This is a genomic window from Streptomyces sp. M2CJ-2 (genome assembly GCF_016757295.1).
Classification (GTDB): Bacteria; Actinomycetota; Actinomycetes; order Streptomycetales; family Streptomycetaceae; genus Streptomyces.
In genome coordinates this window covers 144,612-170,915 of the sequence record NZ_JAESIF010000009.1, presented here as the reverse complement: position 1 = coordinate 170,915, position 26,304 = coordinate 144,612, and the positions used below count along the sequence as shown (strand labels likewise).

19 protein-coding genes, 2 tRNA genes and 2 pseudogenes are annotated in these 26,304 nt (G+C 70.6%); 11 read left to right on the top strand and 12 right to left on the bottom strand.

From position 1 onward, the window contains the following. On the top strand, positions 1–1,038 hold a 1,038-nt coding region (locus JL475_RS11025; RefSeq protein ID WP_202277352.1), incomplete at its 5' end, for a CU044_5270 family protein. A gap of 337 nt (positions 1,039–1,375) precedes the next feature. Here JL475_RS11025 and JL475_RS11020 read toward each other — a convergent pair. After that, positions 1,376–2,566: a GH25 family lysozyme gene (locus JL475_RS11020; RefSeq protein WP_202277351.1), complete on the bottom strand. Its 1,191-nt coding sequence runs from the start codon at positions 2,564–2,566 to the stop codon at positions 1,376–1,378. 608 nt (positions 2,567–3,174) lie between these two features. On the opposite strand from JL475_RS11020, the pseudogene JL475_RS11015 reads away from it, so the two are divergent. Further along, positions 3,175–5,949 (top strand): annotated as a pseudogene (locus tag JL475_RS11015) (nitrate- and nitrite sensing domain-containing protein); the annotation flags it as partial. Positions 5,950–6,354: 405 nt separating this feature from the next. Here the strand turns inward: JL475_RS11015 and JL475_RS11010 are convergent. Further along, complete coding sequence (locus JL475_RS11010; protein ID WP_202277350.1) at positions 6,355–6,834, bottom strand: heme-degrading domain-containing protein; 480 nt, start codon at positions 6,832–6,834, stop codon at positions 6,355–6,357. Positions 6,835–6,872: 38 nt separating this feature from the next. Further along, positions 6,873–7,946, bottom strand: a complete 1,074-nt coding sequence (locus JL475_RS11005; RefSeq protein ID WP_202277349.1) for a Gfo/Idh/MocA family oxidoreductase — start codon at positions 7,944–7,946, stop codon at positions 6,873–6,875. A gap of 76 nt (positions 7,947–8,022) precedes the next feature. Between JL475_RS11005 and JL475_RS11000 the strand changes: the two genes are divergently transcribed. The 6 genes from JL475_RS11000 (at position 8,023) to JL475_RS10975 (ending at position 13,530) form a co-directional block, all read left to right on the top strand. Next, a complete protein-coding gene (locus JL475_RS11000) occupies positions 8,023–9,204 on the top strand; it encodes an ROK family transcriptional regulator (protein WP_237406821.1) in 1,182 nt (393 codons plus the stop codon). Positions 9,205–9,322: 118 nt separating this feature from the next. Next, positions 9,323–10,033: a hypothetical protein gene (locus JL475_RS10995; RefSeq protein WP_202277347.1), complete on the top strand. Its 711-nt coding sequence runs from the start codon at positions 9,323–9,325 to the stop codon at positions 10,031–10,033. Positions 10,034–10,138: 105 nt separating this feature from the next. Further along, positions 10,139–10,918 (top strand): HAD-IIA family hydrolase, encoded by a 780-nt coding sequence (locus tag JL475_RS10990; protein WP_202277346.1) that lies wholly within the window; start codon positions 10,139–10,141, stop codon positions 10,916–10,918. Between the two features lie 128 nt (positions 10,919–11,046). Continuing rightward, the gene (locus JL475_RS10985) at positions 11,047–11,595 is read left to right on the top strand and encodes a hypothetical protein (protein ID WP_202277345.1); all 549 of its coding nucleotides are present in this window, start codon (positions 11,047–11,049) and stop codon (positions 11,593–11,595) included. Between the two features lie 8 nt (positions 11,596–11,603). Then, entirely contained in the window at positions 11,604–12,326 is a 723-nt protein-coding gene (locus JL475_RS10980) for a class F sortase (RefSeq protein ID WP_202277344.1), read from the top strand. A gap of 163 nt (positions 12,327–12,489) precedes the next feature. Further along, on the top strand, positions 12,490–13,530 hold the full coding sequence (locus tag JL475_RS10975) for a glycoside hydrolase family 6 protein (protein ID WP_202277343.1): 1,041 nt from the start codon (positions 12,490–12,492) through the stop codon (positions 13,528–13,530). A 102-nt stretch (positions 13,531–13,632) separates the two neighbouring features. Here the strand turns inward: JL475_RS10975 and JL475_RS10970 are convergent, their stop codons facing one another. The 3 genes and pseudogenes from JL475_RS10970 to JL475_RS10960 form a co-directional block, all read right to left on the bottom strand. Then, positions 13,633–15,573, bottom strand: coding sequence for a kelch motif-containing protein (locus tag JL475_RS10970; protein ID WP_202277342.1), 1,941 nt, complete (start codon positions 15,571–15,573; stop codon positions 13,633–13,635). After that, positions 15,570–17,632 (bottom strand): annotated as a pseudogene (locus JL475_RS10965) (glycosyltransferase family 2 protein). Before JL475_RS10965 ends, JL475_RS10970 begins: the two are co-directional and overlap by 4 nt. Positions 17,633–18,129: 497 nt before the next feature. Beyond that, positions 18,130–18,203: transfer RNA gene (locus JL475_RS10960), tRNA-Lys, on the bottom strand. A 264-nt stretch (positions 18,204–18,467) separates the two neighbouring features. On the opposite strand from JL475_RS10960, the gene JL475_RS10955 reads away from it, so the two are divergent. The 3 genes from JL475_RS10955 to JL475_RS10945 all read left to right on the top strand — a co-directional run bounded on the left by JL475_RS10955 (position 18,468) and on the right by JL475_RS10945 (position 21,861). Continuing rightward, the gene (locus tag JL475_RS10955) at positions 18,468–19,775 is read left to right on the top strand and encodes a peptidoglycan-binding protein (protein WP_202277341.1); all 1,308 of its coding nucleotides are present in this window, start codon (positions 18,468–18,470) and stop codon (positions 19,773–19,775) included. A 97-nt stretch (positions 19,776–19,872) separates the two neighbouring features. Further along, entirely contained in the window at positions 19,873–21,066 is a 1,194-nt protein-coding gene (locus JL475_RS10950) for an SPFH domain-containing protein (RefSeq protein ID WP_202277340.1), read from the top strand. 189 nt (positions 21,067–21,255) lie between these two features. Beyond that, positions 21,256–21,861 carry a lytic polysaccharide monooxygenase gene (locus tag JL475_RS10945; RefSeq protein ID WP_202277339.1) on the top strand — a complete coding sequence of 202 codons (606 nt, stop codon included), beginning with the start codon at positions 21,256–21,258 and terminating at the stop codon, positions 21,859–21,861. 93 nt (positions 21,862–21,954) lie between these two features. Here the strand turns inward: JL475_RS10945 and JL475_RS10940 are convergent. The 6 genes from JL475_RS10940 to ehuB form a co-directional block, all read right to left on the bottom strand. Then, a tRNA-Lys gene (locus tag JL475_RS10940) sits at positions 21,955–22,028 on the bottom strand. A gap of 115 nt (positions 22,029–22,143) precedes the next feature. Then, on the bottom strand, positions 22,144–22,908 hold the full coding sequence (locus tag JL475_RS10935; protein ID WP_202277338.1) for an IclR family transcriptional regulator: 765 nt from the start codon (positions 22,906–22,908) through the stop codon (positions 22,144–22,146). A 205-nt stretch (positions 22,909–23,113) separates the two neighbouring features. After that, positions 23,114–23,842 carry an ectoine/hydroxyectoine ABC transporter ATP-binding protein EhuA gene (ehuA, locus tag JL475_RS10930; RefSeq protein WP_202277366.1) on the bottom strand — a complete coding sequence of 243 codons (729 nt, stop codon included), beginning with the start codon at positions 23,840–23,842 and terminating at the stop codon, positions 23,114–23,116. Positions 23,843–23,918: 76 nt separating this feature from the next. Continuing rightward, positions 23,919–24,569 (bottom strand): ectoine/hydroxyectoine ABC transporter permease subunit EhuD, encoded by a 651-nt coding sequence (gene ehuD / locus JL475_RS10925; RefSeq protein ID WP_202277337.1) that lies wholly within the window; start codon positions 24,567–24,569, stop codon positions 23,919–23,921. Continuing rightward, positions 24,569–25,282 carry an ectoine/hydroxyectoine ABC transporter permease subunit EhuC gene (gene ehuC, locus JL475_RS10920; protein ID WP_202277336.1) on the bottom strand — a complete coding sequence of 238 codons (714 nt, stop codon included), beginning with the start codon at positions 25,280–25,282 and terminating at the stop codon, positions 24,569–24,571. The genes ehuD and ehuC overlap by 1 nt, the downstream gene beginning before the upstream one ends. Then, entirely contained in the window at positions 25,279–26,214 is a 936-nt protein-coding gene (gene ehuB, locus JL475_RS10915; protein WP_202277335.1) for an ectoine/hydroxyectoine ABC transporter substrate-binding protein EhuB, read from the bottom strand. Before ehuB ends, ehuC begins: the two co-directional genes overlap by 4 nt. Positions 26,215–26,304 lie beyond the last annotated feature (90 nt).

The following is a 26,304-nucleotide window of genomic DNA, read 5'->3' as shown; positions in this document are numbered from 1 at the left end:
CTGGCCGGCGCGGCGGCCGTGGCGGCCGCGGCCCTGGCCGCCACCGCCGCCGGGCCGCCGCCCGGCGACGGGCCGCGGCCCGAGGCGGGCGCGCCCGCCACCGCCTTCTCCGAGTCCCGCATCCTGCTCGCGGCCGCCGCCGCCGTCGAGAAGACGGAGGCGACCTCGGGTGCGTACTGGTACCAGGAGACGCGCACGGGGTCGCTGCGCAGGGTGCCGGGCAAGGACTACACGATCGAGGTCCGGCAAGAGTTCAAGAGTTGGCTGACGAAGGGAACCGGCAAGCGCGACCGGCGGTGGTCGCTGCACATCGACGCCGGGGCCCGGCCCGCCACCCCGGCCGACGAGCAGGCCTGGCGCGCCGACGGCTCGCCGAAGCGGTGGGACATGACGGACTACAGCCCGGCCGCCCGACGCGCCCTCCAGCGCGAGTGGGAGAGGAACAGGCACGACGACGGCCCGCCCCCCGAGCTCCAGCCGGAGATCGTCACCTGGGACGGCAGGGGCGAGGTCGCGGGCGACGCCCCCGGGGGCATCAGCGACGGGGGCCCGGGCGGGGCGGAGATCGGCCTGGCGGAACTGGAGTCGCTGCCCACCGACCCGGAGCGGCTGCGCGAGCGGCTGGAGCAGATCGTCGAGGAGCAGTACAACGGGCCGCCGCACATCCAGCAGATGCTGCTCGGAATGACGGCCGAAAGCCTCGCCCTCGAGCTGCCGGTGTCCCCGCAGCTGCGGGCCGCGGCCTACCGGGTGCGTGCCTCGCTGCCGGGCGTGCGGGACGTCGGTGAGGTCACCGACCGGTCCGGGCGCCCGGGGTACGCCGTGGAGCTCAGGAACCCGCGGCCCGGAGGGGAGGGCAAGCGCCGCCTGATCTTCGACAGGGAGACCGGACTGCCGCTGTCGGGTGAGTCGTACGCGACCTCGGCCCGCGACGGCTACCGGCCGGGAGAGCTTGTCAGCTACACCACCTACACGGCGATGCGGTGGACCGACCAGGCCCCGCCGTTCGACAAGGACTTCATGGCCGACGAGCGGTAGCACCCGACCGTGGAGACCGACGCCAAGCCCGCCGACCAGCACTGACCGCACCCGGGCCCGCCACCCCCGTGCCCGCCCGCGCAGGCGGGCACGGGGTCGGCGGGCACAGTGTGTTCGCGGCCGTCGGACTCGGGGCGTACGGCGAATGTTCCGGCTGCGGAACCGTCTGTGCGTGGTCACCAGTACGACCTGGAGCGTGGTCGAACGGGCCGTCCTGTACCGGTGACCCACCACCACGGCGCAGCCGCCTGAAGGGAGGACGGCCCGCACCGGTGAGGGTGCGGGCCGTCGCGCCCGGCCGACGGGTGTGCGGGCCGTGGCCCTGTCCGTCGGGGGGTCAGCTGCCTATGAGGGTCTGCCAGGTGGCCGGGCCGACGCTTCCGTCGACGGCGAGGCCCTTGGAGGACTGGAACGACTTCACCGCGGAGAGGGTCGCCGGGCCGAAGCTGCCGTCGACGGTCAGCGAGTAGCCCTTGGAGTTCAGCTCCGTCTGGACGGCCTTGACCGCGCTGCCCGTGGCGCCGCTCTGCACGGTGACGATCAGCTTGGACCAGGTGGCCGGTCCGGTGATGCCGTCGGCGGCCAGCCCGTTGGCGCGCTGGAAGGCGGTGACCTGGCTCTGCGTGGCCGGACCGTAGCTGCCGTCCACGGTGGTGGCGTGGCCGCGGGCGTTGAGCAGGTACTGCAGTGCCCTGACGTCCACTCCGGTGGAGCCGTTCTTCAGGACCGGCCAGGACGGCAGCGGGGCGGGAGCGGGGGTGGTGCCGGTGCCGATGTTGGCCATGGCGCGCAGCTGGGTGAGCGTGCCGCGGTAGACGTTGAGGTCGACGTTGCCGCTGATGCCGGAGACCGAACCGGTCTCGCTGTGCTGCCAGAAGGACCAGGAGCGGTTCGCGCCGGGGAGGGCGGCCGGCTCGTTGGAACCGCTCTGGTAGCGCGGCTGCCACAGCGGGGTGGTGGAGAAGACGCTGCCGTTGCCCTTCAGGCAGTCGTCGACGAACCACTTGGAGGTGTAGACGATCGGGGCGACCCCGAAGGACGACTTGATCTTGTTGATGAAGGTGCTGACGTGCGTGGTGGTGGCGTAGGCCGGGCACGCGCCGTTGTGGTGCTCCAGGTCGATGACCGGGGGCAGTTGGCCGGCGGCCTTGCCGGTGTAGCCGGCGTTGCGCAGGGTCCTGATGAAGTGGTCGGCCTGGGCGCTGCCGGTGCCTTCCGCGTAGAAGTGGTAACCGGAGTTCATCAGCCCCGCGGCGGCGGAGGCCTTGAAGTCCTGGTTGAAGTAGGGGTCGACCCAGCCGGTGCTCTGGGACGCCTTGTGGAACACGAACTTCTGGCCCGAGGCGGCGACGCTGTTCCAGTTGATCGCCGAGCCGTGGTTCCAACGGCTGGTGTCGATGCCCTTGACGCTGTAGCTGCTCGGGTAGGCGGCCTGTGCCGGGGTGGCGCCGGTCAGACCGAGGGCGACGGCGGTCGCCGTGCCGACCACGGCGGTCCGTACGGAAACGCCCGCGAAAGTGGTGCGCATACCTTTTCTTCCTCCGATGACGCACGTCTTCTCGGACGGCCTTCTCGGGCCGCTCCGAGGAGGGGAGTTGACGTGGCGTGGGGTACCGGCGGGTCACTTTCGCCGCCGGATGCAGAGGCGATCATCGCGGAATCACAAGGCGGTCGGCAGTACCCTCGGTGAACTTTGCCCACGTGCATTGGGTCTTAAATCGCCGCGCACCGTGGCGAATCGCAGAGGGTACTGGGAAAACACCTAGGAAGGTGTTTTCAAGTCATCCATGAGGCGGGATGGCTGATAGACAACTTGACATCACCTTCTTTGCGCCCGGAACGAATCGGGCGTCAACGTCGGAGAAGCCGGTCAACGCCTTGTTCGAAAGGGTGCGGACCGGCGTACTGGAATGCGCTGAACTGCCCCGTTGTGCGGGCTTGGACGTGTCAGCGGCATACGTCAGGTGCCGCCGTCGAGAGGTTGTTGGTCGAGTGAGGCGAAACACGACGGGCCACGCATCACAGTCGGGGGGACGATCCACCCCTCCACCGCGGGCCGCGGAATCGCCCACGCAGGCCACCGGCGAGGACCCGCCCAAGGGCAGCGTGAACCGATTCACCCCCGGGAACTGGCGCATGCCCACCCGGCTCAACGCGATCCTGTTCCTGCCGGTGGTGGTCTGTCTGGTGATGGGGACGGTCCAGATCCAGGGATCGTTCCGCGACTGGCAGGCGGCGGTCTCCGCGGGGGAGACCGCCCGCTTGGTCCAGGCGGCTTTCGTCTACGGCCACCGCCTGCAGGAGGAGCGCGACGTGTCCGTCGAGCCCCTGCTGCGCACGGCCGAGGACGACCAGCGCGTCGTCGAAGCCCGTGTGGCCACCGACAAGGCGGCCGAGGACTTCCACGCCGTGGTGGAGGACACGCCGAAAACGGAAACCCTCGGCCGCCGCCTCGACGCCTTCCTCGAGCAGGAGTCGAAGCTCGATGACCTCCGCGCCGCCGCTTACACCGGAGCTCTCAAGGGCGTCGAGACCGAAGAGGGATACCTCGCCATTCAGCACCCCCTGCTGGAGCTCTCCAACGAACTCGGTCTGGGCACCACCGACGTCACCGGGTACGGCCGCACCCTCTACGCCCTCTCGATGTCCAAGAGCGCGGTCTCCCTTCAGCGCGCCATCGGTATGCACCTTCTGGTCGGAGGACCGGACGCCGCGGATGCCGCCGAGCAACGCGTGGCCCTGACCTCGTACGCCTATCTCGAGGGGATCGCCACCCACGAGTACCTCTCGGGCGGCAGCGAGGAGGACATCACCGCGCTGAAGGAGGCGCAGAGGCGGCTCGAGGCCGAGGCCGGGACCAGGGCGGAGGAGGCCGAGGCCGAAGCGAAGGCGAAAGGTGAGAAGTTCGTGGCCCCGCCGGCCCCCGACAAGGCCCTCGCGCTCATCGCCGCGCCGGACGCCACCAGGGCGACGCTGGCCGCGCAGGGTGTCACCCCCGAGTCGTGGTGGGCCACCACCACCGCCGAGTTCGAGGCTTACCGGACCATCGAGACGGAGCTCATCGACAATGCCGTGAAAAGGACCTCCGCCCTCGACGGCGAGGCGAATCGTGAGGCCATCGTCACGGCGACCGTCGTCCTGGTCGGTCTGCTCGTCACCTGCCTCCTCGCCGGACTCATGGCCCGGCAGATGAGCCGCTCCATGCTCCGGCTGCGGTCGGCCGCCTTCGACGTCGCGGAGCAGCGGCTGCCGATGCTCGTCGACCAGCTCTCCCGCACGGATCCGGGCCGGGTCGACACCCGGGTCGAGCCCATCCCGATCACGACGACCGACGAGATCGGCGAGGTCGCCCGCGCGTTCGACCAGGTCCACCGTGAGGCTGTACGGCTCGCCTCCGAGCAGGCCCTGCTGCGGAGCAACGTCAACGCGATCTTCACCAACCTGTCGCGCCGCAACCAGTCGCTGATCGAGGGGCAGTTGACCCTCATCACGGATCTGGAGAACAACGAGGCCGATCCGGACCAGCTGGAACAGCTCTTCAAGCTGGACCACCTCGCGACCCGTATGCGCCGCAACGGAGAGAACCTCCTCGTCCTCGCGGGCGAGGAGCCCGGCCGCCGCTGGGACCAGCCGGTCCCGCTGGTCGACGTCCTCCGCGCCGCCGCCTCCGAGGTGGAACAGTACGAGCGCGTCGAACTCGCGGGTGTGCCGGAGGCGGAGATCCACGGTCGCGCCGTGTCGGACCTCGTGCACCTGCTCGCCGAGCTGATGGAGAACGCCACCACGTTCTCCTCGCCCCAGAACAAGGTCCGCGTCGCCGCGACGCGCCTGCCCGACGGCCGGATCATGATCGAGATCCACGACAAGGGCATCGGCCTGACCCCCGAGGGCTTCGCGGACATCAACCACAAGCTGGCGAAACCGCCGACCGTGGACGCGGGGATCTCGCAGCACATGGGACTGTACGTCGTCGGCCGGCTCTCCGGCCGGCACGGCATCCGCGTCCAGCTGCGCCCCTCGGGCGAGCAGGCCGGCACGACGTCGCTGGTCATGCTGCCGGACGCGATCACTCATGGCGGCGGCGATCAGGTCATGGGGGGCGCGGAATTCACCGTCTCCTCCATCATCCCGGAACAGCAGGCCCACGAGGCTCCTCCCCTGCAGACGGCGGACGAACTCGGCTTCGACGACAGCCGCTACACCGCCGACGGGCCGCAGGACCTCCGGGAACTCGACCCGGTCGGGCGTTCGTTGCTGCGCGAGGAGCTGCGTGCGACTCTCGGGGCGACGCAGAACCAGAGGGGCGGAGGCCGTCCGGCGTTCCACGACGAGGCCGGGCAGCCCTCCGCGTACCAGGAGTCCGGTCCGTATCAGGACCGGCAGCCCGGCCACCCCGCCCCTGTGTTCGGCGCCCGGGCGGGTGCGTACGGCGATCAGTCCGCCCACGACGGTCGGTACGTCCCCGTACAGGACGGCCACCACGGCGACGGCTACCCGGCCGACGGCTACCAGGAACAGCAGCCTCCCGCACCGGACGCCTACGCGGGCCGGGGCAGACCGTCGCGTCGGGGCGAGTGGCAGGACCCGAGCGGCTACGGCGACGCGTACACGTACATGTCCGGCACGGAAGCGGCAACCGGTCCGGGAGGAGCCGGATCGGCCGCGGAACACGCGGGGTTCCCGCCTCCGGCTGTCCCGAGCACCGTCCACGAGGTGACCGACGTCGGTCTTCCTCGCCGGAACAGCGCGGCAGGGCCCGACGATGCCACCCGTCGAGGGGGCCGGTAGGAGCCGCCGCAGCCGGCGCGCGCAGACCACGGCCCCCTCGGTGGGGAAGGGAGCGGCCCGCGCTCGGCCAACGACGAGCGCCAGGAGCGGGCGGAGCGGCTCAAGCGGCCGAAGGCCGGCGGGGCACGGTCCGCCGACTCCGTCGGCGGACCGTCATGCGAGATCGAGGCCGGACTTCCTCGAATGTGTTCTGGCCGGAGACAGTCCTGGCATCGGGCGTGTACACACGAAGCGGTTCCGCTTCGGAGAAAAGAAAGGGGATGAAGCCATGACTCCCGTGTATGTGCTCTTCGTCGTCATGTTGTTCGCGGGATTCCTCATTGTGTGGATGATGGGGAGGTCCGGTAAGAAATAAGTGCTTTCCCGCCTCGTGCTGACGCGTGGTGAAGAACGAGAACGGTCTTCACGACGTCGGTGCCGCGGTCGGTGCCGCAGCGGATTTTCCGCAGCGGGCGGACTCCTCGAAATCCATGAGCCGTCCCCTTTCTCCACCTGGCCTGTTCGCGCGAAGGCCGAAGAGGACAGGCATCAGTCGGCCAGGAATTGCTCCAGTGCTTCCACCACGAGCTGGTGGTCCTGGAGTTGGGGGAGGCCCGAGACGGTCACCGCGCCGATCACACCGACGCCCTCGACGGTGATCGGGAACGAACCGCCGTGGGCCGCGTAGGTGTCGGGGTCCAGGCGCGAGGACTCCTCGAACGTCGTACCCTTGGCCCGGTGTCGGGCGCCCACCAGGTACGACGCGGAACCGTACCGCTCGACGACCCGGCGCTTGCGGACGATCCAGGCGTCGTTGTCGGGGCTGGAGCCGGGGAGGGCGGCGTGGAAGAGCTGCTGGCCCGCGCGGTGGATGTCGATGGCGACGGGGGCGTCGCGCACCCGGGCCAGGTCGACGAGGAACGAGCCCAGCTCCCAGGCGTCCTCGTGGCTGAACCGCCGGAAGACCAGGCGGCGTTCCTGCGCCTCCAGTTCTTCCAGGCTCGGCTCGTGCGTACTCGGTGCTCCCACAGTCGGCTCCTTCTTGCCGGGGGCGGGTTCGGACCGGGTCACAGCGTCACCGTCACTTTCTCGTCGGCCGAGCGCCGGGCCGCCTCCAGGACGTCCAGGGCGGCGGCGGCCTCGCGCGCGGTCACCGGGTTGGGGCCGCCCTCCCGGAGGGCCTTCGCCACGGCCGTGTAGTAGGCGGGGTAGTCGCCGGGGAGGGTCGGCTCGGGGCGCCCGCCGCCGGTCACCGGGGACTCCCCGGAACCGACGCGACCCCACAGCTCCTCCGGCTCGGTGCCCCAGCCGGCACCGGCGTCGGGACGCAGGCCGTCGCGCAGGGCGGCCTCCTGGGGGTCGAGGCCGTGCTTGACGTAGCCCGCCTTCGAGCCCAGGACGCGGAAGCGCGGGCCGAGCTGGGCCGTGGTCGCGGAGACGTAGAGGTGGGAGCGGACGCCGTTCGCGTGGGTGAGGGCGATGAAGGTGTCGTCGTCGGTGCGCGCGCCCTCGCGGCGGACGTCCACCTCGGCGTACACGGAGGTCACCGGGCCGAAGAGGACCAGGGCCTGGTCGACGACATGGCTGCCGAGGTCGTAGAGCAGACCGCCGATCTCCGCGGGGTCGCCGGACTCGCGCCAGCCGCCCTTGAGCTGCGGCCGCCAGCGCTCGAAGCGGGACTCGAACCGGTACACATCGCCGAGTGTGCCCTCGGACACCAGTGTGCGCAGGGTGAGGAAGTCGTTGTCCCAGCGGCGGTTCTGGAAGACGGACAGGAGCAGGCCGCTCTCCTCGGCGAGCGCCGCCAGCTCGCGGGCCTCGGCGGCCGTGCCGGCGACGGGCTTGTCGACGACGACCGGCAGACCGGCCTTCAGGGCGGTGGTGGCGAGCGGGACGTGCGTCCTGTTCGGCGACGCGACGACGATCAGGTCCAGCTCGGCGGCGCGCTCGAACAGCTCGTCCGGCGTCGCCGCGAGGCGGACGTCCGGGAACTCGGCGCGGGCCTGCTGCTGCCGCTCGGGGTTCGAGGTGACCACCGTGTCGAGCGCGAGGCCCTCGGTCGCGGCGATCAGCGGGGCGTGGAACACGGAGCCCGCGAGGCCGTAGCCGACGAGGCCGACGCGGAGGGGAGTGCCAGTCATGGTCCTACTTTCGCAACGCTGTTGCCAAAGTGCAAGCACGGGGGAGAATGAGCGGGTGAACAGGACGTACGGCGGTATGCGGGGCGGGACGGGTGCGACCGGCACGGCGGGCGGGACGGGCGTGACCGGCGTGTCCGGTGGGGTCAATCTGCTCGCCCTGCGCAGCCACAACACCGCGCTCGTGCTCGACCTGCTGCGGGCCGCCGGGGCGGAGGGCATCAGCCGGCTGGAACTCGCCGAGCGGACCGGTCTCACCCCGCAGGCGGTCAGCAAGATCACCGCCCGGCTGCGGGCGGAGGGGCTCGCGGCGGACGCGGGGCGCCGGGCGTCCACCGGGGGCAAGCCCCGGACGGTGCTGCGGCTGGTGCCGGAGGCAGGGCACGCGGTGGGCGCGCACCTGGACCGGGACGAACTGCGGGCCGTCCTGGTCGACCTCGACGGGACGGTCGTGGGGGAGCGGAGTGCCCCCCTGGACCTGGGCGCGGGGGCGGAGGCGGTACTGGCCGGGGTGGCCGGAGTCGTCGAAGGGCTGTGGCCCGCCGGGACCGCCGAGGAGGGGGCCGCCGGGGACGGGACCGACGTACGCGTGCCGCCCCGGCCCGCCCTGCTGGGCGTCGGAGTCGCCCTGCCGGGGCCGCTCGACCACGCCCGGGGCGTGCTGCACCGGGTGACCGGGTTCCCCGAGTGGGACGGGTACCCCCTGCGGGACGCGCTGTCGGAACGGCTCGGTGTGCCGGTCGTCGTCGACAAGGACACCAACGCGGCGGCGCTGGGCCTGGCCGTCGACGGCGAGGGCGGCTGCTTCGCCTATCTGCACCTCGGCACGGGGCTCGGGGCGGGGCTGGTGATCGGTGGCAGCGTGCACCGGGGGCCGCGGACCGGGGCGGGGGAGTTCGGACACCAGGTCGTCCAGTTGGACGGGCCGCGCTGCGGCTGCGGCGACCGCGGCTGCGTCGAGGCGCTGTGCCTGGCCGCCGTGGCGCGGGGCGACACGGACGAGGCGGCGCGGGTGCTGGGCGTCGGCGCGGCGAACCTGGTGGGCCTGCTCGACATCGACCGCGTCCTGCTCGGCGGCCGCACGATCGAGGCCGCCCCGGAGGCGTTCGCGCGGGGCGTCCGCGCGGTGCTGGACACGCGGGCCCGGCGCACGGGGGACACGGCCGTGCCGGTACGGGTCGCCTCCGGCGGCGGGGGCGGGGTCGCCGAGGGGGCGGCCCAGTCGGTACTGGCGCCGCTGTTCGGGCGGGGGGACGGCTGACCGGAAAGCGGTGGGCGGGGCGGTGCGCTGCTCCGGGTGGGGGGAATCGTGGGGCCGTGCGGGGGTGTTCGGGGGTGTCGCCGTGGTGCCCGCCCGCCGACCGGCAAGGTCATACGGCATGCGACTCCGCACGCCCGCGTCCCTCTTCCTGGCGGTGCTGGCCGCCGTTCTTCCCACCGAGGCCCAGGCCCGGACGGAAGCACCGCCGCCCGCCTGCGCCACCGAGGGCGACATCGACTTCCCCCTCACCGCCCGCATCCACGGCGGCCCGGACACCTATGCGGCCGGCGGCGGTCACGGCACCTGGTACCTCCAGCTGACCAACACCACCGACCGTTCCTGCGGCGGCATCCACCCGGTCGTCGTACTCGTCGACGACAAGCGGGAGTTGCGGGCCTCGCAGCCGGTGCTGGAGTTCTACGCGCCGGACCGGGAACAGCCGCACCCCGTCCGCTTCGAGACCACCGACGAGGACGAACTCGTCGGCGCCTTCGTCGACGAGCACGCGGGCTTCGAGGGGTTCACCGTCGAGCCCGGCCGGCCCCTCACCGTGAAGGTACGGCTCGCGTTCACGTCCGACGCCGTGGCGGGCGAGGTCGTCGCCCAGGCCGCCGTCGTCCAGCGGCGCGAGGACGACGGCGACTGGGTCGGGCAGTCGGACGACTACCGGTTCCGGATCGAGCCGGCGCCCGGCAAGAAAGCCGGTGCCACCGGCCCGGACGAGCTCGCCCCTACCGGTGTCGGCACCGCCGGGAAGCTCCTGACCGTCGCCGCGGTGGCACTGCTCACCGGGGGACTGGCGGGCACCCCGGCCCGTCGTCGCCGTTGAGTTCGGTCCGCCGGGAGCGGCGGAGCGCCCCGGGCATTCCCCCAAGATCCGGGCATGTCTAGGCTGGGGCGCAGGAAGGACCGCGTACGGCAGGAGAGCTCGCACATGGCAGACCGCAAGCCGATCGAATCGTGGCTCACCGACATGGACGGGGTGCTCATCCACGAGGGTGTGCCGATCCCGGGGGCCGACGCCTTCATCAAGAAGCTGCGTGAGTCCGGAAAACCCTTCCTGGTGCTCACCAACAACTCGATCTACACCCCGCGCGACCTGCACGCCCGGCTCCGCCGCATGGGCCTGGACGTTCCGATCGAGAACATCTGGACCTCGGCGCTCGCCACCGCCCAGTTCCTGGACGACCAGCGTCCGAACGGCTCGGCGTACGTCCTCGGCGAGGCCGGTCTGACCACCGCGCTGCACGACATCGGCTACATCCTCACCGACCACGAACCGGACTACGTCGTCCTCGGGGAGACCCGCACCTACTCCTTCGAGGCCATGACGAAGGCGGTACGGCTGATCAACGACGGCGCCCGTTTCATCTGCACGAACCCCGACGAGACCGGTCCCTCCGCCGAGGGCCCGCTCCCGGCGACCGGCGCGGTGGCGGCGCTGATCACCAAGGCGACGGGCCGGCAGCCGTACTTCGCGGGCAAGCCGAACCCGCTGATGATGCGCACCGGACTGAACACTCTCGGCGCCCACTCCGAGAGCAGCGCGATGATCGGCGACCGTATGGACACCGACGTACTGGCGGGCATGGAGGCCGGGATGAGGACGTTCCTGGTGCTCACCGGCCTGACCCGGCCCGAGCAGGTCGAGAACTTCCCGTACCGGCCGTTCAAGGTCCTGGACTCCATCGCGGACCTCGTCGACCTCGTCTGACCTGCGTACTCGTCCGGCCCAGATGAAACCCCGCGTGCCCCGATGTCACCCGTACGGCGCAGCGCCGCACCCCTACGGATGCGGTGCCCTGCCCGGCGGGGCACGCTCCCGGTGTCTGGAGGTGCACGATGGGTCCTGTGCGACGCGCTCTCTGTACCGGCGTCCTGGCGGCCACCGCGCTCACCCCGGCGGCGTACGCCGCGGACGGCGCGGGTGGGGTGTCGGTGGCACCGGCGGCCCCTGCTCCCGGCACCGACGTCACCCTCGAGGTGGCCGAGTGCGCCGAGCGGACCGCGGTCGCGGTGTCCTCGGCGTTCGTCTCCGAGGTCCGGCTCACCCTCGCCGACGGTGTACTCGCCGGCGAGAGCCGGGTCCGCTCCACGCTCACCGCGGGGACGTACCCCGTACGGGTCGACTGCGGTGAGAGCGCCCGCACGGGCACGATCACCGTCGCCCCCGCCCGCAAGCAGCCCGGCGGTACGGCCGAATCGCCTGCCGCCTCGCCCGTCGCCCCCGTGGACGCGGGTGGCGGGGGAGCCGCCCGGACCGTCGCCGCCGCCGACGAGTCCGAGGAGGGGCCGGGTGCGGCGCAGACGGTGACCGGACTGTTCCTCGCCGCCGCCGCGACGGCGGCCGTCGTACGCAGCCGCGTCCGGCGGGACCGCGGAACGCACTGAGGCCGACGATGTCCGATCACCATCAGGATCAGAACGAGAACCAGGACCAGAACCGGAACGAGAACCACCGCCAGAACCAGAGCCCGTCCGGTGCCGGGCGGCTGCCCACCGGGGTGGCCTGGGTGGTCCTGCTGCTCGGGCTCTGGCTGTGGGGCCGTGGGGCGACCGACCTGCGCCCCGGCGTGTCCGAACACGCCACGGGTGACATGGCGGCGGCCGGCCGCCCGCCCCGGGTGGAGCTTCCGCCCGCCCACCGGCCGCTGGACGAGGCACCGCCGCAGCGCCTGGACATACCAGGTCTGGACGTCCGGGCGCCGGTGGTGGCCCGTGGCCTGGACGAGCGGGGCGCGCTCGACCCGCCGCCGTTCGACCGGCCGGGCACGGTCGGCTGGTACGCGGACGGGGTGACGCCCGGGGCGTCCGGCACCGCGCTGGTGGTGGGGCATGTCGACACCGAGACCCGGCCCGCCGTGTTCTACGAGGTCAGTACGCTGCGGCCCGGCCAGAAGATCCGGGTGGTCCGCGCGGACGCCGAGGTCGCCGAGTTCACCGTCGAGGACGTCCAGGTCCTCCCCCGGGACGGCTTCGACGCCCAGCAGGCCTACGGGCCCCGCCGCTCCGGCCGTGCCGAACTGCGTCTCGTCACCTGCGGCGGCGCCTACGACGAGGCACGCCACCGCTACACGGCCAACGTGATCGTCTCGGCCTACCTGACGGACATCACCACCTGACACCACCACCACCTGACACCGGCTCCCCGCCCGTCCACCCGGCCGTACTGCAGCGGCTGTAACAGGTCGCGGACAAGAGAGGCTCGGCCTCATGGGCGAGGCGGGGCGTATGTCAGGATTGGGGCCCGGAAGGCTTGGAACAAGTGCACCCAAGGGGGGTTGGATGTACGGCAGCAGGGGGGTCGGGGCGTTCGCCGGGAGGCGGGCGTCGGCAGCGGTACTGGGGGCGGTGCTGCTGATCACGGGCTGTTCCTCCGGTGATGACGAGGGGGGCGACTCCGGCAAGGGGGCCGACGCGGCGATCACGCAGCAGCCGAAGGGCGCCACCCCCTTCTGGGTCAACCCGGAGGGCAACGCCGCACAGCGGATGGCCGGCCTGGAACAGGACGGCAAGAAGGCGGAGGCCGAGCAGATCCGCAAGATCGCGGAGCAGCCCACCGCCGAATGGATCAGCCCGGAGAACCCGCAGGAGCAGACCCGCGGCTTCACCGAGGCCGCCGACAAGGCGGGCCGTACCGCGCTGCTCGTCCTCTACAACATCCCGCACCGGGACTGCGGCCAGTACTCGCAGGGCGGCGCCGCCGACGGCAACGCCTACCGTTCCTTCATCGACGGTGTGGCCAAGGGCATCGGGGACCGCGCGGCGACCGTGATCCTGGAGCCCGACGCGGTGCTCCACCTGGTGGACGGCTGCACGCCGGAGCAGTACCACGAGGAGCGCTACGACCTCCTCAGCGGCGCCGTCGACAAGCTCGCGGGCCTGAAGAACACCACGGTCTACCTGGACGCGGGCAACGCCGGCTGGGGCAGCCCCGACCAGATCCACGAGCCGCTGAAGCGGGCGGGCCTCGACAAGGCCGACGGCTTCTCGGTGAACGTCTCCAACTTCTACTCCACCGGGGACTCCATCGCCTACGGCAAGAAGCTCTCCGCCAAGGTCGGCGACAAGCCCTTCGTGATCGACACCAGCCGCAACGGCAACGGCCCCTACACGCAGGGCGACGCGGACGAGCGCTGGTGCAACCCGCCCGGCCGCGCCCTCGGCGAGACCCCGACGACCGATACCGCGGACCCGCTGGTGGACGCGTACCTGTGGGTGAAGCGGCCCGGCGAGTCGGACGGCGAGTGCAAGGGCGGCCCGAAAGCCGGCGAGTGGTGGGAGGACTACGCGGTGAAACTCGCCGAGGCCGGCGACGGCGACTGACCACGCCGCGGCGTACCCAGGAGCACACAGCGCACGGCACACAGGAGAAGGGGGCGTCCTCCACCGTGGAGGACGCCCCCTTCTCCTCTCGTCTGCCCGGTGTCAGGGCACCTGTACCCACTGCGCCTTGCTGGGCGTGCCGTCCGCGTCGGTGGCGAACAGCATGTACCAGCCCGCCTGGACCAGGTTCCGGCTCTCGGGGACCGTCACCTTCAGCTTGTCGCCGTCGGCCTCGAAGTCCAGGGCGATGGAGCGCTGGTCGATGTCGGTGACGTGGGTCGAGGCGCTCGGCCGGATCAGCCGGACGTTCTTGATCGACCCGGCGTCCTTCGAGGTGAACGTGGCGGAGCCGCCGCGTTCGACGGTCTTCGGACCGCCCGTCAGCTCGGGCTGCCCGGTCTCGCCGTACAGGTACGGCGGTGTGTAGATCTCGATGCGCTGTTCGAACTTGCCGGGCTTGGTGTTGGCCTTGTCGCCGTAGAGCGAGTCCGAGCCGAAGAACATCACGCGGCCGTCGGGCAGCAGGATCGAGCCGGCGTGGTAGTTGCGGCCCACCAGCGGATCGGCGACGCGCTTGAACTCGTTCTCGGCCGTGTCGTAGATCCGCGCCTCGAGGATGTTGGAGTCGCTGCGGCCCCGGTAGTCCTCCGAGCCGCCCGAGACCAGGATGTTGTCGTCGGGCAGGATCGAGTACTGCGGGTAGCGGGTTCCCTTGTCCAGCGAGGGTCCGTCCACGAAGCGCGGTTCGTCGGCCTTGAGGTCGACGATCCGGGTCTTCTCGCTGGCCTTCCTGGACTCGCCGACGCCGCCGCCGCCGATCACCATGTACTTCTCGTCCTGCGCCGGCGGCAGCAGCACCGTGCCGGACGTCTCCATCATGTCGGGGTCGCTCAGCCCGGGTATCTTGTCGAACTTGTTGGTCTCCACGTCCCAGACGCCCGGCTCACGGCCCTCGTCGGCCGGTCCGTACCCCGCGTTCGAACCCGAGTAGAAGACCTTGCCGTTCTGCATCAGGAACAGCGCCGGGTAGGTCGGGAACTGACGGACCTTGTCCGTGTAGGTCCACTTCTTGGTCTCGGGGTCGTAGATCTCGTTCTTGCCCGGGACCAGCTGGCCGATGTCGTCGAGGCCGGAGACGCTGAGGATCTTGCCGTCGCTCAGGGTGGTGAGCGTCGGGTACCAGCGGGCCTCCCTCATCGGGTCGACCTTGATGTACTTCTCCGCCACCGGGTCGAACTCGAAGGCGTCGTCGATGCCCTGGAAGTCCTTCTTGTCCAGGGCGAGCTTCTCGGCGATGCCGTACGTGTTCCGCGCGTCCTCGCCGGTCAGGCCCTGCACGGTGTAGTTGTCCTGGGTGCCGGTCTCGTACTTGGCACCTTCCTTCTGCGCCTCGACGTAGGTGCGGCCGTAACCCGGGGTGTTGCCCAGGAACTCGCCGGTCTCCTTGTCGAAGTTCTTCTCGGCGCGCGGGACGAGCACCGGGTCCTTCGAGACGAAGGTCTTGCCGTTCCCCTTGCCGACGAACCTGGTGCCCGCCGGCAGGGTGATCGGCTTGTCCGGGTTCTCGTTGTGGACGACCATCAGGCCGCCCGCCTTCGTCACGTCACCCTTGAGCTTCTCGTACCGCTTGGTGCCGCCGGCGATCAGCAGGTTGCCGTTGGCGAGCTGGGTGTGGCCGGTGCAGAACAGGTCGCTCGGCGTCGGCACCTTCTTGATGGTCTTCTTGACCGGGTCCCAGATCCGCGTGTCGTACTTCTTGGCGTCGAAGTTGTCCTTGTTGTTGCCGGAACCCGCGACGAGCAGCACCTTGCCGGTGTGCAGCAGCGCCGCGTGGATGGTGTTCTGGCGGTACTCCTCCGGGAACTCGACGACCTCCCAGCGGCCGTTCTCCGCCTTGTACTCCGGCTTGTTGATCTTGTACTGGTGGTATTTCTCGGTCCCGAAGCGGTACAGCCACGGCCCGTTCATCCCGGCCAGCGCGAGTACCACCGCCGTGCCTATCGCGATCCGACGGGCGCGACGGCGGCCTGCACGGTCGTTCATTCCTTACGTCCCCCAAGTCCACCAAGGGCGATCTGCATCGTCTGGTCGTCACCGGGGTGATGCCCCCCGGTACCTCCTGGCCCGGCCGGTCCCCCTGGCCCTCCCGGCCCTCCCGGTCCGCCGTGGGCGCCGGCCCAGCTGGGCCGGCCCTGCGGGGCATGGGGCGCGTGGTGTCCGTGGTGCTGCTGCGGCATCTGCGGCAGTTGCTGCGTCCGGGGCTCCGGTGCGGAGTACTGTGCCTGGCCCGCGGCGTGCGCGCCGGGCTTCTTCCTGTCCTGGCGCATGCCGTGGCGCCAGGCGAACATGGGTGCGGCCGTGATGAGCAGGGCGAACGTCGCCCAGATGATCATGGCCGGGTGCGAGTGTCCGTAGACGAATCCGGCGGCGATGGAGCCACCGAAGATCAGGATGAAGTACCAGTGATACCGGAAGGTTCCGAACCAGGTGTCCGGGCTGGCCGAGTCGCCCTTCGGGGTGACCACGAACTTGCTCTTCTTGCGCAGCACGGAGTCGATCAGCGCCTTCGCGTAGAGCGGCGCCGACAGCGCGGACATCACCATGCCGGCCACACCGCCGGAGCCCTCGGGCTCGTGCGGGGAGACGTTGTGGCGGCGGTTCCAGATGTAGAGGCCGATCTGCAGCGCGGAGGCGTTGCCGTAGAGCATCAGCCAGACCGCGGGGTCGATGTTCACACCCGAGGCGCCCAGGCCCAGGAACAGCGCACAGCTCAGCGCCGCCAGGATCCAGTTCAGGGCCGACATCGGGTAGAAGATGATCACATGGTGTAGTTGAAGAGCTTGCTCGGCGGCAGCGAGTACCAGCCCTTCCAGTACTGCTTGAGGATCGTCTCGTACGTCCCTCGCGACCAGCGCATCTGCTGGGTGAAGAAGTCCGTCCAGGCGTTGGGGCCCTCGCCGACCGCGAGCACGTCCGGGGTGTAGACCGAGCGCCACTTCCTCCCCGTCGCCGGGTTCTTGGCGCGGTGCATCTCGAAGCCGGTCGCCATGTCCTCGGTGATCGAGTCGTACAGACCGCCGATCTGCTTGAGCGCCTTGATGCGTACGGCGTTCGAGGTGCCCACGAACATCGGTGAGCCGTAGCGGTTGCCGGCCCGCTGGATCAGCGCGTGGAAGAGGAACTGCTGCGACTCGGCGGCCTTGGTGACGAAGTTGTCGTAGTTGCCGTAGACCTGCGGGCCGATGACGAAGCCGACGTCCGGGTCGCGGAAGAAGCCGAGCATCCGCTCCAGGTAGTTCGGCAGCGGTACGTGGTCGGTGTCCACCGAGGCGAAGAAGTCGTAGTCGTCGCCGTGCGCGTCCAGCCAGGCGTTGTAGTTGCCGTGCTTGGTCCTGGCGCGGTGCGGGCCCTTCTTCTGGTTCCACTTCGCGACGCCTTTGCGGGAGAAGTGATGCACGCCCAGACGCGCGCACACCTCTTTCACCTCGGGGTCGTCGCCCTCGTCGAGCAGCCAGACGTGCATGGTGCCCCGGTGGCGGATCTTCACCGCCGCCTCCAGGGTCTTCGTCACCATCTCCAGCGGCTCCTTGCCGGGCACGAAGGAGGTGAGGAAGGCGACCCGGGTGCCGGTCTCGGGCACCACGGGGATCGGGTCGCGGGCGACCAGCGTGGCGTGCGCGTTGGACAGCACGTTCATGCAGCGGAAGAACTCGATCAGCCCGATCGAGACGAGCATCACCATGTCGAGGGCGGGCAGCCAGTCGAACGCCGGGTAGTCGCGCTCCGTCCAGTGCGCGGGCTGCAGCAGCCACACCAGCAGCACCACCGACAGCAGCGGGGCCGCGGCCAGCATCAGCGCGATGCGGATGCGGTGCGGCTCCTGCGAGATCAGCGAGCGGTACTGCACTTTGTAGGGTCTGCCCGGATCGGGCTGGGTGAGGGGACCCGAGAGCCGGCTGTAATGCTCGTAGTCGTATCTCGGCAGCGTCTTCTTGATCCGCCGGAACGCCCCCGTGTTTCCGGTCCGATGCGCAGGCACCCTGAGCTGGGTGGTCCGGGACGGGTCGTTGTCCCCTTGGGCGCCTGTCGGCGTCGACGTCATGAATCATCCCCCCACACACGGCTCTGCCGTGTGTTTCGTCGCTTGCTGCCACCCGTGTCCGGTCCCCCTAGACCGTCCCGGATGTGTCGGTGGTGTCCCGCTGTCACCACGCCATCCACACCATATAGACACAGCGTGGTGTTTTTTCGGTTGCATGATGCTCCAGCCGGCGGTGCTCCGCGAAACGGAACCCCTCACCCCGTACCGTCCGCAACCGGTCTCCCGCCCCCAACAGCCGCGAATGCGCGGCATGATGAAGAACCCAGGTTGTACCGTGTTCATCATGATCGCAAGGTGTGAAACCAGGTGCACACCGGTCATACGCGCCCATTGTGACCTCTGAGGAGGTCCGACGGGGAGCCTGTTCCCCACGTGGTTCCAGTGGTTCCGTACGTGTGGTGGGAGCGTTCCGTTCAGGACATGCCCCTCGGCGGGCGCGAGAGGGTATCCGGCCAAAAGCAACGGGCCCCTCGATCACGAGGAGCCCGTTCTGTCGGTGCGCCGCCAGGGACTCGAACCCCGGACCCGCTGATTAAGAGTCAGCTGCTCTAACCAACTGAGCTAGCGGCGCTCACTGACGCGACAACTCTACCGGACCGGACGGGGTGCTCCCGACCTCCGCCTCCGCCCCGGCGTGGCTGGTGCGGTCCTGCGAGGCCTCGGCCCCGGGCCCGTGTCCGGCGGGATCCGCCACCTGGGCCATGGCGCGTACATCCTTCGGGCCGTCAGAATGCGCGTCCCGGGCACAGTTGAGAAGCTGACCCTCGTGCACAGACGTGAGGTATTTCACCGGACGTGTGGCCGGATGTGTGACGGGACGTGTGAGAGGAATCGCATGGAACCCCCGGTGTTCGAGGAGTTCGAGCCCGCGGGCGACTGCGACTGCCCCGGTTGTGCGCACCGGCGGCGCGTCCTCGCGTATGCGCCGGCCGGCGGCGCGGTCGCCCACCCGGCGGCGTTCCGCCCCCTCGTGGTGGCCGCCGCGGCCTCGGCGGTGGTCGCCGCGCAGGCCGCCCCCGCCCTGGCCGCACCCCGCACCGTCGAGCGGCCCGGAGCCCCGGGTGTCCCCGCCGACGACGAGCCCGCCACCCCGCAGGGACCGAGGGCTCCGCTGTACGGACCCGTCGGCCGGCCCGCCGATCCCGTGGACCCCTCGATCCCGGCGACCACGCGCGCGATCACCCGCGCGGACATCATCGAACGGGCCAGGAGATGGGTCGACCAGAAAGTCCCGTACAGCGTGACCGCGTTCTGGTCCGACGGATACCGGCAGGACTGTTCGGGCTATGTCTCGATGGCCTGGAACCTGCCCGGGAACGAATGGACCGGCAGCCTCGGGCAGTACGCGGAGAGGATCGGCAAGGGCGAACTCCAGCCGGGGGACGTGCTGCTCTTCCACAACGCGTCCGATCCCTACGGCGGCTCCCACGTCGTCCTCTTCGGCGGCTGGGCGGACGACGCGCGCACCACGTACGTGGCCTACGAGCAGACCCGCCCGAACACCCTCCAGCGGACCACCCCGTACGCCTACTGGAGCAACTCCGCGGGCTACGTCCCGTACCGGTACAAGGGCGTGACCGGCGGTACGGCGGGGGCCGAGGGCGTGGGCGCGGCCACGCAGGCCCGGGCGCCGTTTCCCGGAGTGGACCGTTTCGGCCCCGGCGCGAACAATCCGCACGTCACCGAGCTCGGCCGCCTGCTCGTCGAGCGCGGTGGCGCCCGTTTCTACGCCACCGGCCCCGGACCGCGCTGGACGGACGCGGACCGCGCGGCGCTCCGGGCGTTCCAGCAGGCCCAGGGCTGGCAGGGGGACGCGGCGGACGGTCTTCCGGGGCTGCTGACCTGGGAACTGCTGCTGACCGGCGGGGGCAGGGACATCCCGGCCGCCGAGGACGCGCACGGGGTGCCGGGCTACCCGGGCCGGGCGGCGTTCCGGACGGACGCGGTCAACGACCACGTCACCCGGCTGGGGCAGCAGCTGGTGCGGAAGGGGTTCGGCCGCCACTACGCCACGGGGCCGGGCCCGCGCTGGAGCGAGGCGGACCGGCGCAACGTCGAGGAGTTCCAGCGCGCCCAGGGCTGGCGCGGCGGCGCCGCGGACGGCCTGCCGGGGCCGGAGACCTGGCGGCGGCTCTTCTCTTAGCCCGAGGGTCGCTCGCCGCGACCCACCCCTGCGGGCTCCGTCACGGTCCGGAGGGTTCTTCGATGTGACGCATCTGGCGCGGAGGCTGGAGGCACGCATGACCACGATCACTCCCGACACCCCTGAATCACCCGTCCCCGAATCGCCCACCTGCGAACTGCCCGTCGTCGAACCGCCCGTCCCCAGATCACCGGTTTCCGAAGCCGGGGGTCCGGCACCGGGTCGGCCCGGCCGGGTCATCCGCAACGAGGCCACCACCGAGATCCCCGTCCATCTGCTCTTCCGCGACGGGCCCGACCCGGTGCCGATGCGGCTGCGTCCCGTGGTGGTGGGACGCCGGCAGGGGCCGGGGGAGCAGCCGCGGCTCGGCCGTCCGGTCGCCGAACGACCCCTGCCCCTGCCGCCGGTCGACCCCGAGCTGGTGGAGCGGCCGGCCCGGGTAATGCCCGGCGGTGCGGGGGTGTTCGCCGGGATGTGCGGGGCGGCCGGGTGCGTGGCCACGTCCTGGTGGGCGGGCGTACTGCCGCCCCTGGTGGCCGGTGCCCTCGGGCTCCCGGAGTACCCGGGAGCCGCAGGGCTCGGGCCCGCCCAGTGGGCGGGGTACGCGACCGCCGGGGCCCTCGGCCTGTTCGGGTTCGGCGGGCTGGCGCGCGGCCGGACCGGGCGGGCCTGGGTGCTCGGTCTGTTCGGCCGCTACCGGGGGAGCGTCCGGCGGACCGGTCTGCTGTGGGTGAACCCGCTGCTGCTGCGCCGCCGGGTCGACGTGCGGCTGCGGCACTGGCGCAGCGAGCCGATGCAGGCGGCCGACCACAGCGGGGTGGCGCTGCGGGTGGTGGTCCTGGTGGTCTGGCGGGTGCGGGACACCGCGCGGGCGACGCTGGGCGTCGAGGGCCACGAGACGTATGTACGCGAGTGCGTCGAGGCGGCGCTGCTCCGGGTGCCGATGGAGGCGCCGGGCGCGGTGCGGGGCTCGCCGGACATGGTGCAGGACGCGCTGACCCGGCTGGTGGCGGCGGACGCCGCGCCCGTCGGGATCGAGGTCTTCTCGGTGCGGCCGGTCCGGGTGGAGTACGCCCCCGAGGTGGCCGCCGTCATGAACCGGCGCCGGATCGCCACGCTGGACGCCCAGCACCGGGCGAGCGTGCTCACCTCGGTCGTGGACTCGGTGGAGGACACGGTGACCCGGCTGACCACGCGGGGACTGGTGGAGCTGGACGACTACGAACGCAAGATGCTGGTGAAGGACCTGACGGTGGCGTTCTGCGCGGGGCGGGGGGAGACGGGGCCGTAGGCCGGCGGACGGGTCGGTGGTCGGGACGGTGATCGGGCCGGCCGTGGTCGGCGGGTCCGGGTGCCGGGAAACGGAACCGGTTCGGCTATTGGTATGGACATGTTCAATCCGCGGTCATAATCTGAGACTTGGTCTAGACCTACCTGCACGGCTCAGTGAAACTCCCCCACGTTCTCCAGGAGCGGCAGCATGCGCACACGGACCAAGCTGTACGCAGCCGCGGTGGGACTGGCCACGACCGGAGCGCTCGTGCTCTCCTCCGGCGGTGCCAGCGGCCACGGCTACACCGATCTGCCCATCAGCAGGCAGAAGCTCTGCCAGAACGGCAGTGTGACCAACTGCGGCGACATCCAGTGGGAGCCGCAGAGCGTCGAGGGCCCCAAGGGCTTCCCCGCCTCCGGCGCCGCCGACGGCCGGCTCTGTTCGGCCAACAACACGCGGTTCGCCCAGCTCGACAGCCCGAAGACGCCCTCGGGCGGCGCCTGGCCGACGACCAGGGTGACGGGCGGCCAGAACTACACCTTCCGGTGGCAGTTCACGGCCATGCACGCCACCAGCGACTTCTCGTACTACATCACCAAGCCGGGCTGGAACCAGAACCACAACCTGGCCCGGTCCGACCTCAACCTCACCCCGTTCCTGAAGGTGCCCTACAACGGGCAGCGCCCGCCGCAGACCCTCTCCCACAGCGGCACCCTGCCGTCCGGGCTGAGCGGGCGCCACGTCATCCTCGCGGTGTGGTCGGTCGCCGACACGGGCAACGCGTTCTACGCCTGCTCGGACGTCACCTTCTGAGGTCGCCTTCCGGGCTTCCGGTTTGCCGGGCTTCCGGGGTCAGGCGCCGGACACGTCGAAGGGCCTCCCGCTTCCACGGGAGGCCCTTCACCGTGCGCCGCCAGGGACTCGAACCCCGGACCCGCTGATTAAGAGTCAGCTGCTCTAACCAACTGAGCTAGCGGCGCATGACTCCCGCCGTCCGCTTCCCGCGGCCGGCGACTCGAAAATAGTACCCGGTCCCGGGGAGTGCTCCGACCGCGGCGGCGCCCGCCGCGGTCGGAGCACTCCGGACGAGAGGCCTCAGATCGCCAGCGACAGCAGCACCGGCGCCGCGTTGCGGTTGAGGGTGTCGGCGGCGTGGCGCAGGCGGTGGGCGTGTTCGACGGGCAGGGACAGGGCCAGGCAGCCCACCGAGGAACCGGCGGTGATCGGGACGGCCGCGCAGACCGTGCCGATCGCGTACTCCTGGAGGTCCAGGACCGGCACCGTGGGCGGATGCGCCGCCAGCTGGGAGAGCAGCACCCTGTCGCTGGTGACGGTGCGCGAGGTGAGCCGGACCGTCCGGTGCCGGGCGAGGTGCTCGCGCCGGCCGTTGTGGTCGAGCTGGGACAGCAGGCTCTTGCCGAGCGCGGTGGCGTGCGCCGCGTCACGGAAGTCGACCCACTCGTTGACCTTCGGGGTGGCCGGCCCGTCGGCGTACTGGGTGACCTCGACCTCGCCGTCCACGTACCGGCTCATGTAGACGGCGGCGCCGACGGAGTCGCGGAGCCGGTCCAGGGTGCGCTGGAGTTTGTCGCGCAGGGCCTCCTCGTGTTCCTGTTCCCGGGCCGAGCCGAGGCGGGCGAACGCCTCACCGGCGACGTACGCGCCGTCGGCGCCCTGTTCGACGTAGGCCTCGCGGCACAGCATCGGCAGGAGCGTGGTCAGCCGCTCCCGGCCCAGGCCGCTCTCGCGGGCGATTTCGGTGTCGGTGATCCCGGCGGTGTGCCGCGACACCGTGTCCAGGACGCGCAGCGCGTCCTGGACCGAGTGGTACGGAGCGGTCGGCATGTGCTTCAGCGCCACGGTGTTTCCCCCTGCGCTCGCTTGTGGGGCCGCAATCCGGTCAGCGAATCCTCTCCACGATAGCCGTCAAGCGGCTTTCCCGAAGCGGGTGTTGACGAGATCGCGGCCTTCCCAACTGCGGCGTCGGTCCTCGGGCATATGCCGGAGGAATGCCCCGGTGGGTCCACCTCGGACGCTCGGGACGTCCCCCGGACACGCCCCGTCATCACAGGACCGCGCTGAGGAACTCCCGGGTGCGGTCGTGCTCCGGCTCGCTGAAGATCTTCTCCGGGGCGCCGGCCTCGATGATCCGGCCCGAGTCGAACATCAGGACGCGGTCGGAGATGTCCCGGGCGAAGTTCATCTCGTGGGTGACGCAGAGCATGGTGATGTCGGTGGAGCGGGCGATGTCCCGCAGCACGTCCAGGACGCCCGCGACCAGCTCCGGGTCCAGCGCCGAGGTCACCTCGTCCAGCAGCAGCACCTGCGGCCGCATGGCCAGCGCCCGCGCGATCGCCACCCGCTGCTGCTGACCGCCGGACAGCTGCGCGGGGTGCTTGTCCACGTGCTCGGTCAGCCCGACCATCTCCAGCAGTTCCCGTGCCCGCTCCTCGGCCGCGTCCTTCGACATGCCGAGCACGGTGACCGGGGCCTCGGTGATGTTCCGCAGCACCGTCATGTTCGGGAACAGGTTGAACTGCTGGAACACCATCCCGATCTTCTTGCGGACCTCGCGGACCTGCTTCTCCGGCGCGGGGTACAGCTGGTCCCCGTCGACGGTGACCGTGCCCTCGTCGGGCTTCAGCAGGGTCATCAGCAGGCGCAGGATCGTGGTCTTGCCCGATCCGGACGGCCCGATCAGGGTGACGTGCTTGCCGGCGTCCACGGAGAAGTCCAGGTTGTCGAGGACCGTGTGGTCCCCGAACCGCTTGGTGACCCTCTCCAGCCGGATCAGCTCGCCGCCGCCGGACCGGCTGCCGCCCGCAGGGGTCTTCTCGGCATCGGCACCGGTGTCGGACGTGGGGGTGTATTCAGTGGACAAGGCGTCGCTCCAGGGCTCGCAGGGCAAGGGAGGCCAGGTAGGAGATGACGATGAAGGCGATGCCGATCACCGTCAGGGGCTCGGTGAACTGGAAGTGCTGCTGGGCGAAGAGGCGCGCCTCACCGAGCATCTCCAGCACGGTGATCGCCATCAGCAGGGGCGTGTCCTTCAGCATCGAGATGACGTAGTTGCCGAGCGCGGGCACGACCCTGCGCACGGCCTGCGGCAGGATCACCGCGGTCCACGTCCGGCGCAGCGGCAGGTTCAGTGCCGTCGCCGCCTCCCACTGGCCCACCGGCACGGCCTCGATGCCCGCGCGGTAGACCTGCATCGTGTACGTCGAGTAGTGCAGACCGATGGCGAAGACACCCGTGGTCAGCGCCGAGAAGGTCAGTCCCCACTCGGGCAGCACGTAGAACAGGAAGAACAGCTGCACCAGCAGCGGGGTGTTGCGGACGAACTCCGTCACCGCGCCGACCGGCCAGGTCACCCAGCGGCTCGGCACCCGCATCAGCAGGGCCCACACCAGGCCGAGGACGAACGAGATCAGTGAGCCGAACACCAGGATCTGCAGGGTGACCAGCAGACCGTCCCAGAAGTACGGCATGAACTCGGAGACCGCGCTCCAGTCCCACTTCATCAGACCGCACCTCCCACGTTGGTGGCCTCGGCCCGCTTCAGCTCCACGTCCGGGTCGTGCTTCGGCGTCTTGCCGACCCCGGCCTTAAGCTTCTTCTCCAGACCGCGCATGACCCGGGTGAGCAGGAAGGCGATCACGAAGTAGATCACCAGGATGTACGTGTAGATCTCAGCGCTCTCCTGCAGCGCGAGGCGCACCAGGTTGCCGCTGAACGCCAGGTCGCCCATCCCCATGATCGACACCAGGGCGGTGCCCTTGAGCAGCTCGATCAGCAGGTTGGAGAACGGCGGGATCATCTCCGGCACCGCCTGCGGCAGCAGGATCAGCCGCAGCCGCTGGGCGGGCGTGAAGCTGAGCGCGATGCCGCCCTCGCGCTGGGCGGGATCGACGGCGGCCAGCGCACCGCGCACGATCTCCGAACCGTAGGCGCCGTAGGTCAGGCCCAGTGCCAGCGTGCCCGCCCACAGCGGCACCAGCTGCCAGCCGAAGGCCGGGGGCAGCACGAAGAACACCCAGAAGATCATCACCAGTGCCGAGGTGCCGCGGAACACCTCGGTGTAGAAGCCCGCGAGGAAGCGGACGAACTTCAGCCGGTGGGTGCGCGCGACGCCCACCGTGAAGGAGACCGCCGTCGCCAGCAGCGCGCTGAGGACCAGCAGCTGGATCGTGACCCAGACGCCCTTGAGCACGAGTTCCCAGAGTCCTGAGGTCATCCGCCGCACAGCTCCTTCGCGGTCAGATCCGTCATCTCGTCCTCGGTGAAACCGAACGGCTTGAGGATGCGCAGCAGCTCGCCGCTCTCCTTCAGCTTGCCCAGCTCGACGTTGAACGCGTCCCGCAGATTCGTCTCGGTCGGCCGGAAGGCGAACGCGCCGCCGTCGACGTGCGGCTTGCCGCCGACGATCGGCTTGAAGGGCTCCGTGACCTCCGCCTTGGCCGACTTCTTCACCACCTCGCGGGTGGTGAGCGCCGTACCGGCGAAGACGTCGACCCGCCCGGCCTCCACCGCGTTCAGCCCGGCGACCTGGTCGGGGACGATCAGGATGTCGCTCTCCGGATACCCGGCCTCGACCGCGTACGCGATCTCCGCGTACCCGGTGCCGGTGGCGAACTTCGCCTTCTTCTCGACGACGTCCCGGTAACTGGTCAACCCCTTCGGGTTGCCCTTGCGCACGATGAACGAATCGAGCATCTGGTAATCGGGGTCGGAGAATATGACCTGCTCGCAGCGATCGGGGTTGACGTACATCCCGGCGGCCACGACGTCGAACTGCTGCGAGTTCAACCCCGGGATCAGCGAGCCGAACTCGGTGGGCACGGGCTGGACCCGGTCCACCCCGAGCCGTTTGAAGATGACCTTGGCCAGTTCCGGCGCCTCGCCGGTCAGCTTGCCGTTCCTGTCGATGTAACCGAAGGGGATCTCGCCGGCGATGCCCAGGCGGACCACGCCCGCCGCCTTCAGCCGGGACAGCAGGTCACCGCCGTTCGTGCTCGCCTCGGTGGGCACGCGCGAGCAGCCCGCCGCGCCGAGCACGCCGAGCGCCGCGACCCCCGCGAGCAGCGACCGGCGTGAGGGCCCCGCAGGGCCGGGGGTGTTTCCGTGCCGTCCCGGTCGTCTCAGTGGTTTTGCCAGTGGTGGAGCCATGGCGGCGCGGCTACCCGAGAACATGCCGAGTATTCCCGCCAGTTTCGGCCCCGTTCGGCGGTCGGGCGGTCTTGACCGGTGCGGGACGAT

Bases quoted from the DNA above. Each gene is read 5' to 3' on its own strand.
- JL475_RS11020 (WP_202277351.1), bottom strand. From the start codon at position 2,566: ATGCGCACCACTTTCGCGGGCGTTTCCGTACGGACCGCCGTGGTCGGC.
- JL475_RS11005 (WP_202277349.1), bottom strand. From the start codon at position 7,946: ATGACTGGCACTCCCCTCCGCGTCGGCCTCGTCGGCTACGGCCTCGCG.
- JL475_RS11000 (WP_237406821.1), top strand. From the start codon at position 8,023: ATGCGGGGCGGGACGGGTGCGACCGGCACGGCGGGCGGGACGGGCGTG.
- JL475_RS10995 (WP_202277347.1), top strand. From the start codon at position 9,323: ATGCGACTCCGCACGCCCGCGTCCCTCTTCCTGGCGGTGCTGGCCGCC.
- JL475_RS10990 (WP_202277346.1), top strand. From the start codon at position 10,139: ATGGCAGACCGCAAGCCGATCGAATCGTGGCTCACCGACATGGACGGG.
- JL475_RS10985 (WP_202277345.1), top strand. From the start codon at position 11,047: ATGGGTCCTGTGCGACGCGCTCTCTGTACCGGCGTCCTGGCGGCCACC.
- JL475_RS10980 (WP_202277344.1), top strand. From the start codon at position 11,604: ATGTCCGATCACCATCAGGATCAGAACGAGAACCAGGACCAGAACCGG.
- JL475_RS10975 (WP_202277343.1), top strand. From the start codon at position 12,490: ATGTACGGCAGCAGGGGGGTCGGGGCGTTCGCCGGGAGGCGGGCGTCG.
- JL475_RS10970 (WP_202277342.1), bottom strand. From the start codon at position 15,573: ATGAACGACCGTGCAGGCCGCCGTCGCGCCCGTCGGATCGCGATAGGC.
- JL475_RS10955 (WP_202277341.1), top strand. From the start codon at position 18,468: ATGGAACCCCCGGTGTTCGAGGAGTTCGAGCCCGCGGGCGACTGCGAC.
- JL475_RS10950 (WP_202277340.1), top strand. From the start codon at position 19,873: ATGACCACGATCACTCCCGACACCCCTGAATCACCCGTCCCCGAATCG.
- JL475_RS10945 (WP_202277339.1), top strand. From the start codon at position 21,256: ATGCGCACACGGACCAAGCTGTACGCAGCCGCGGTGGGACTGGCCACG.
- ehuD (WP_202277337.1), bottom strand. From the start codon at position 24,569: ATGAAGTGGGACTGGAGCGCGGTCTCCGAGTTCATGCCGTACTTCTGG.
- ehuC (WP_202277336.1), bottom strand. From the start codon at position 25,282: ATGACCTCAGGACTCTGGGAACTCGTGCTCAAGGGCGTCTGGGTCACG.
- ehuB (WP_202277335.1), bottom strand. From the start codon at position 26,214: ATGGCTCCACCACTGGCAAAACCACTGAGACGACCGGGACGGCACGGA.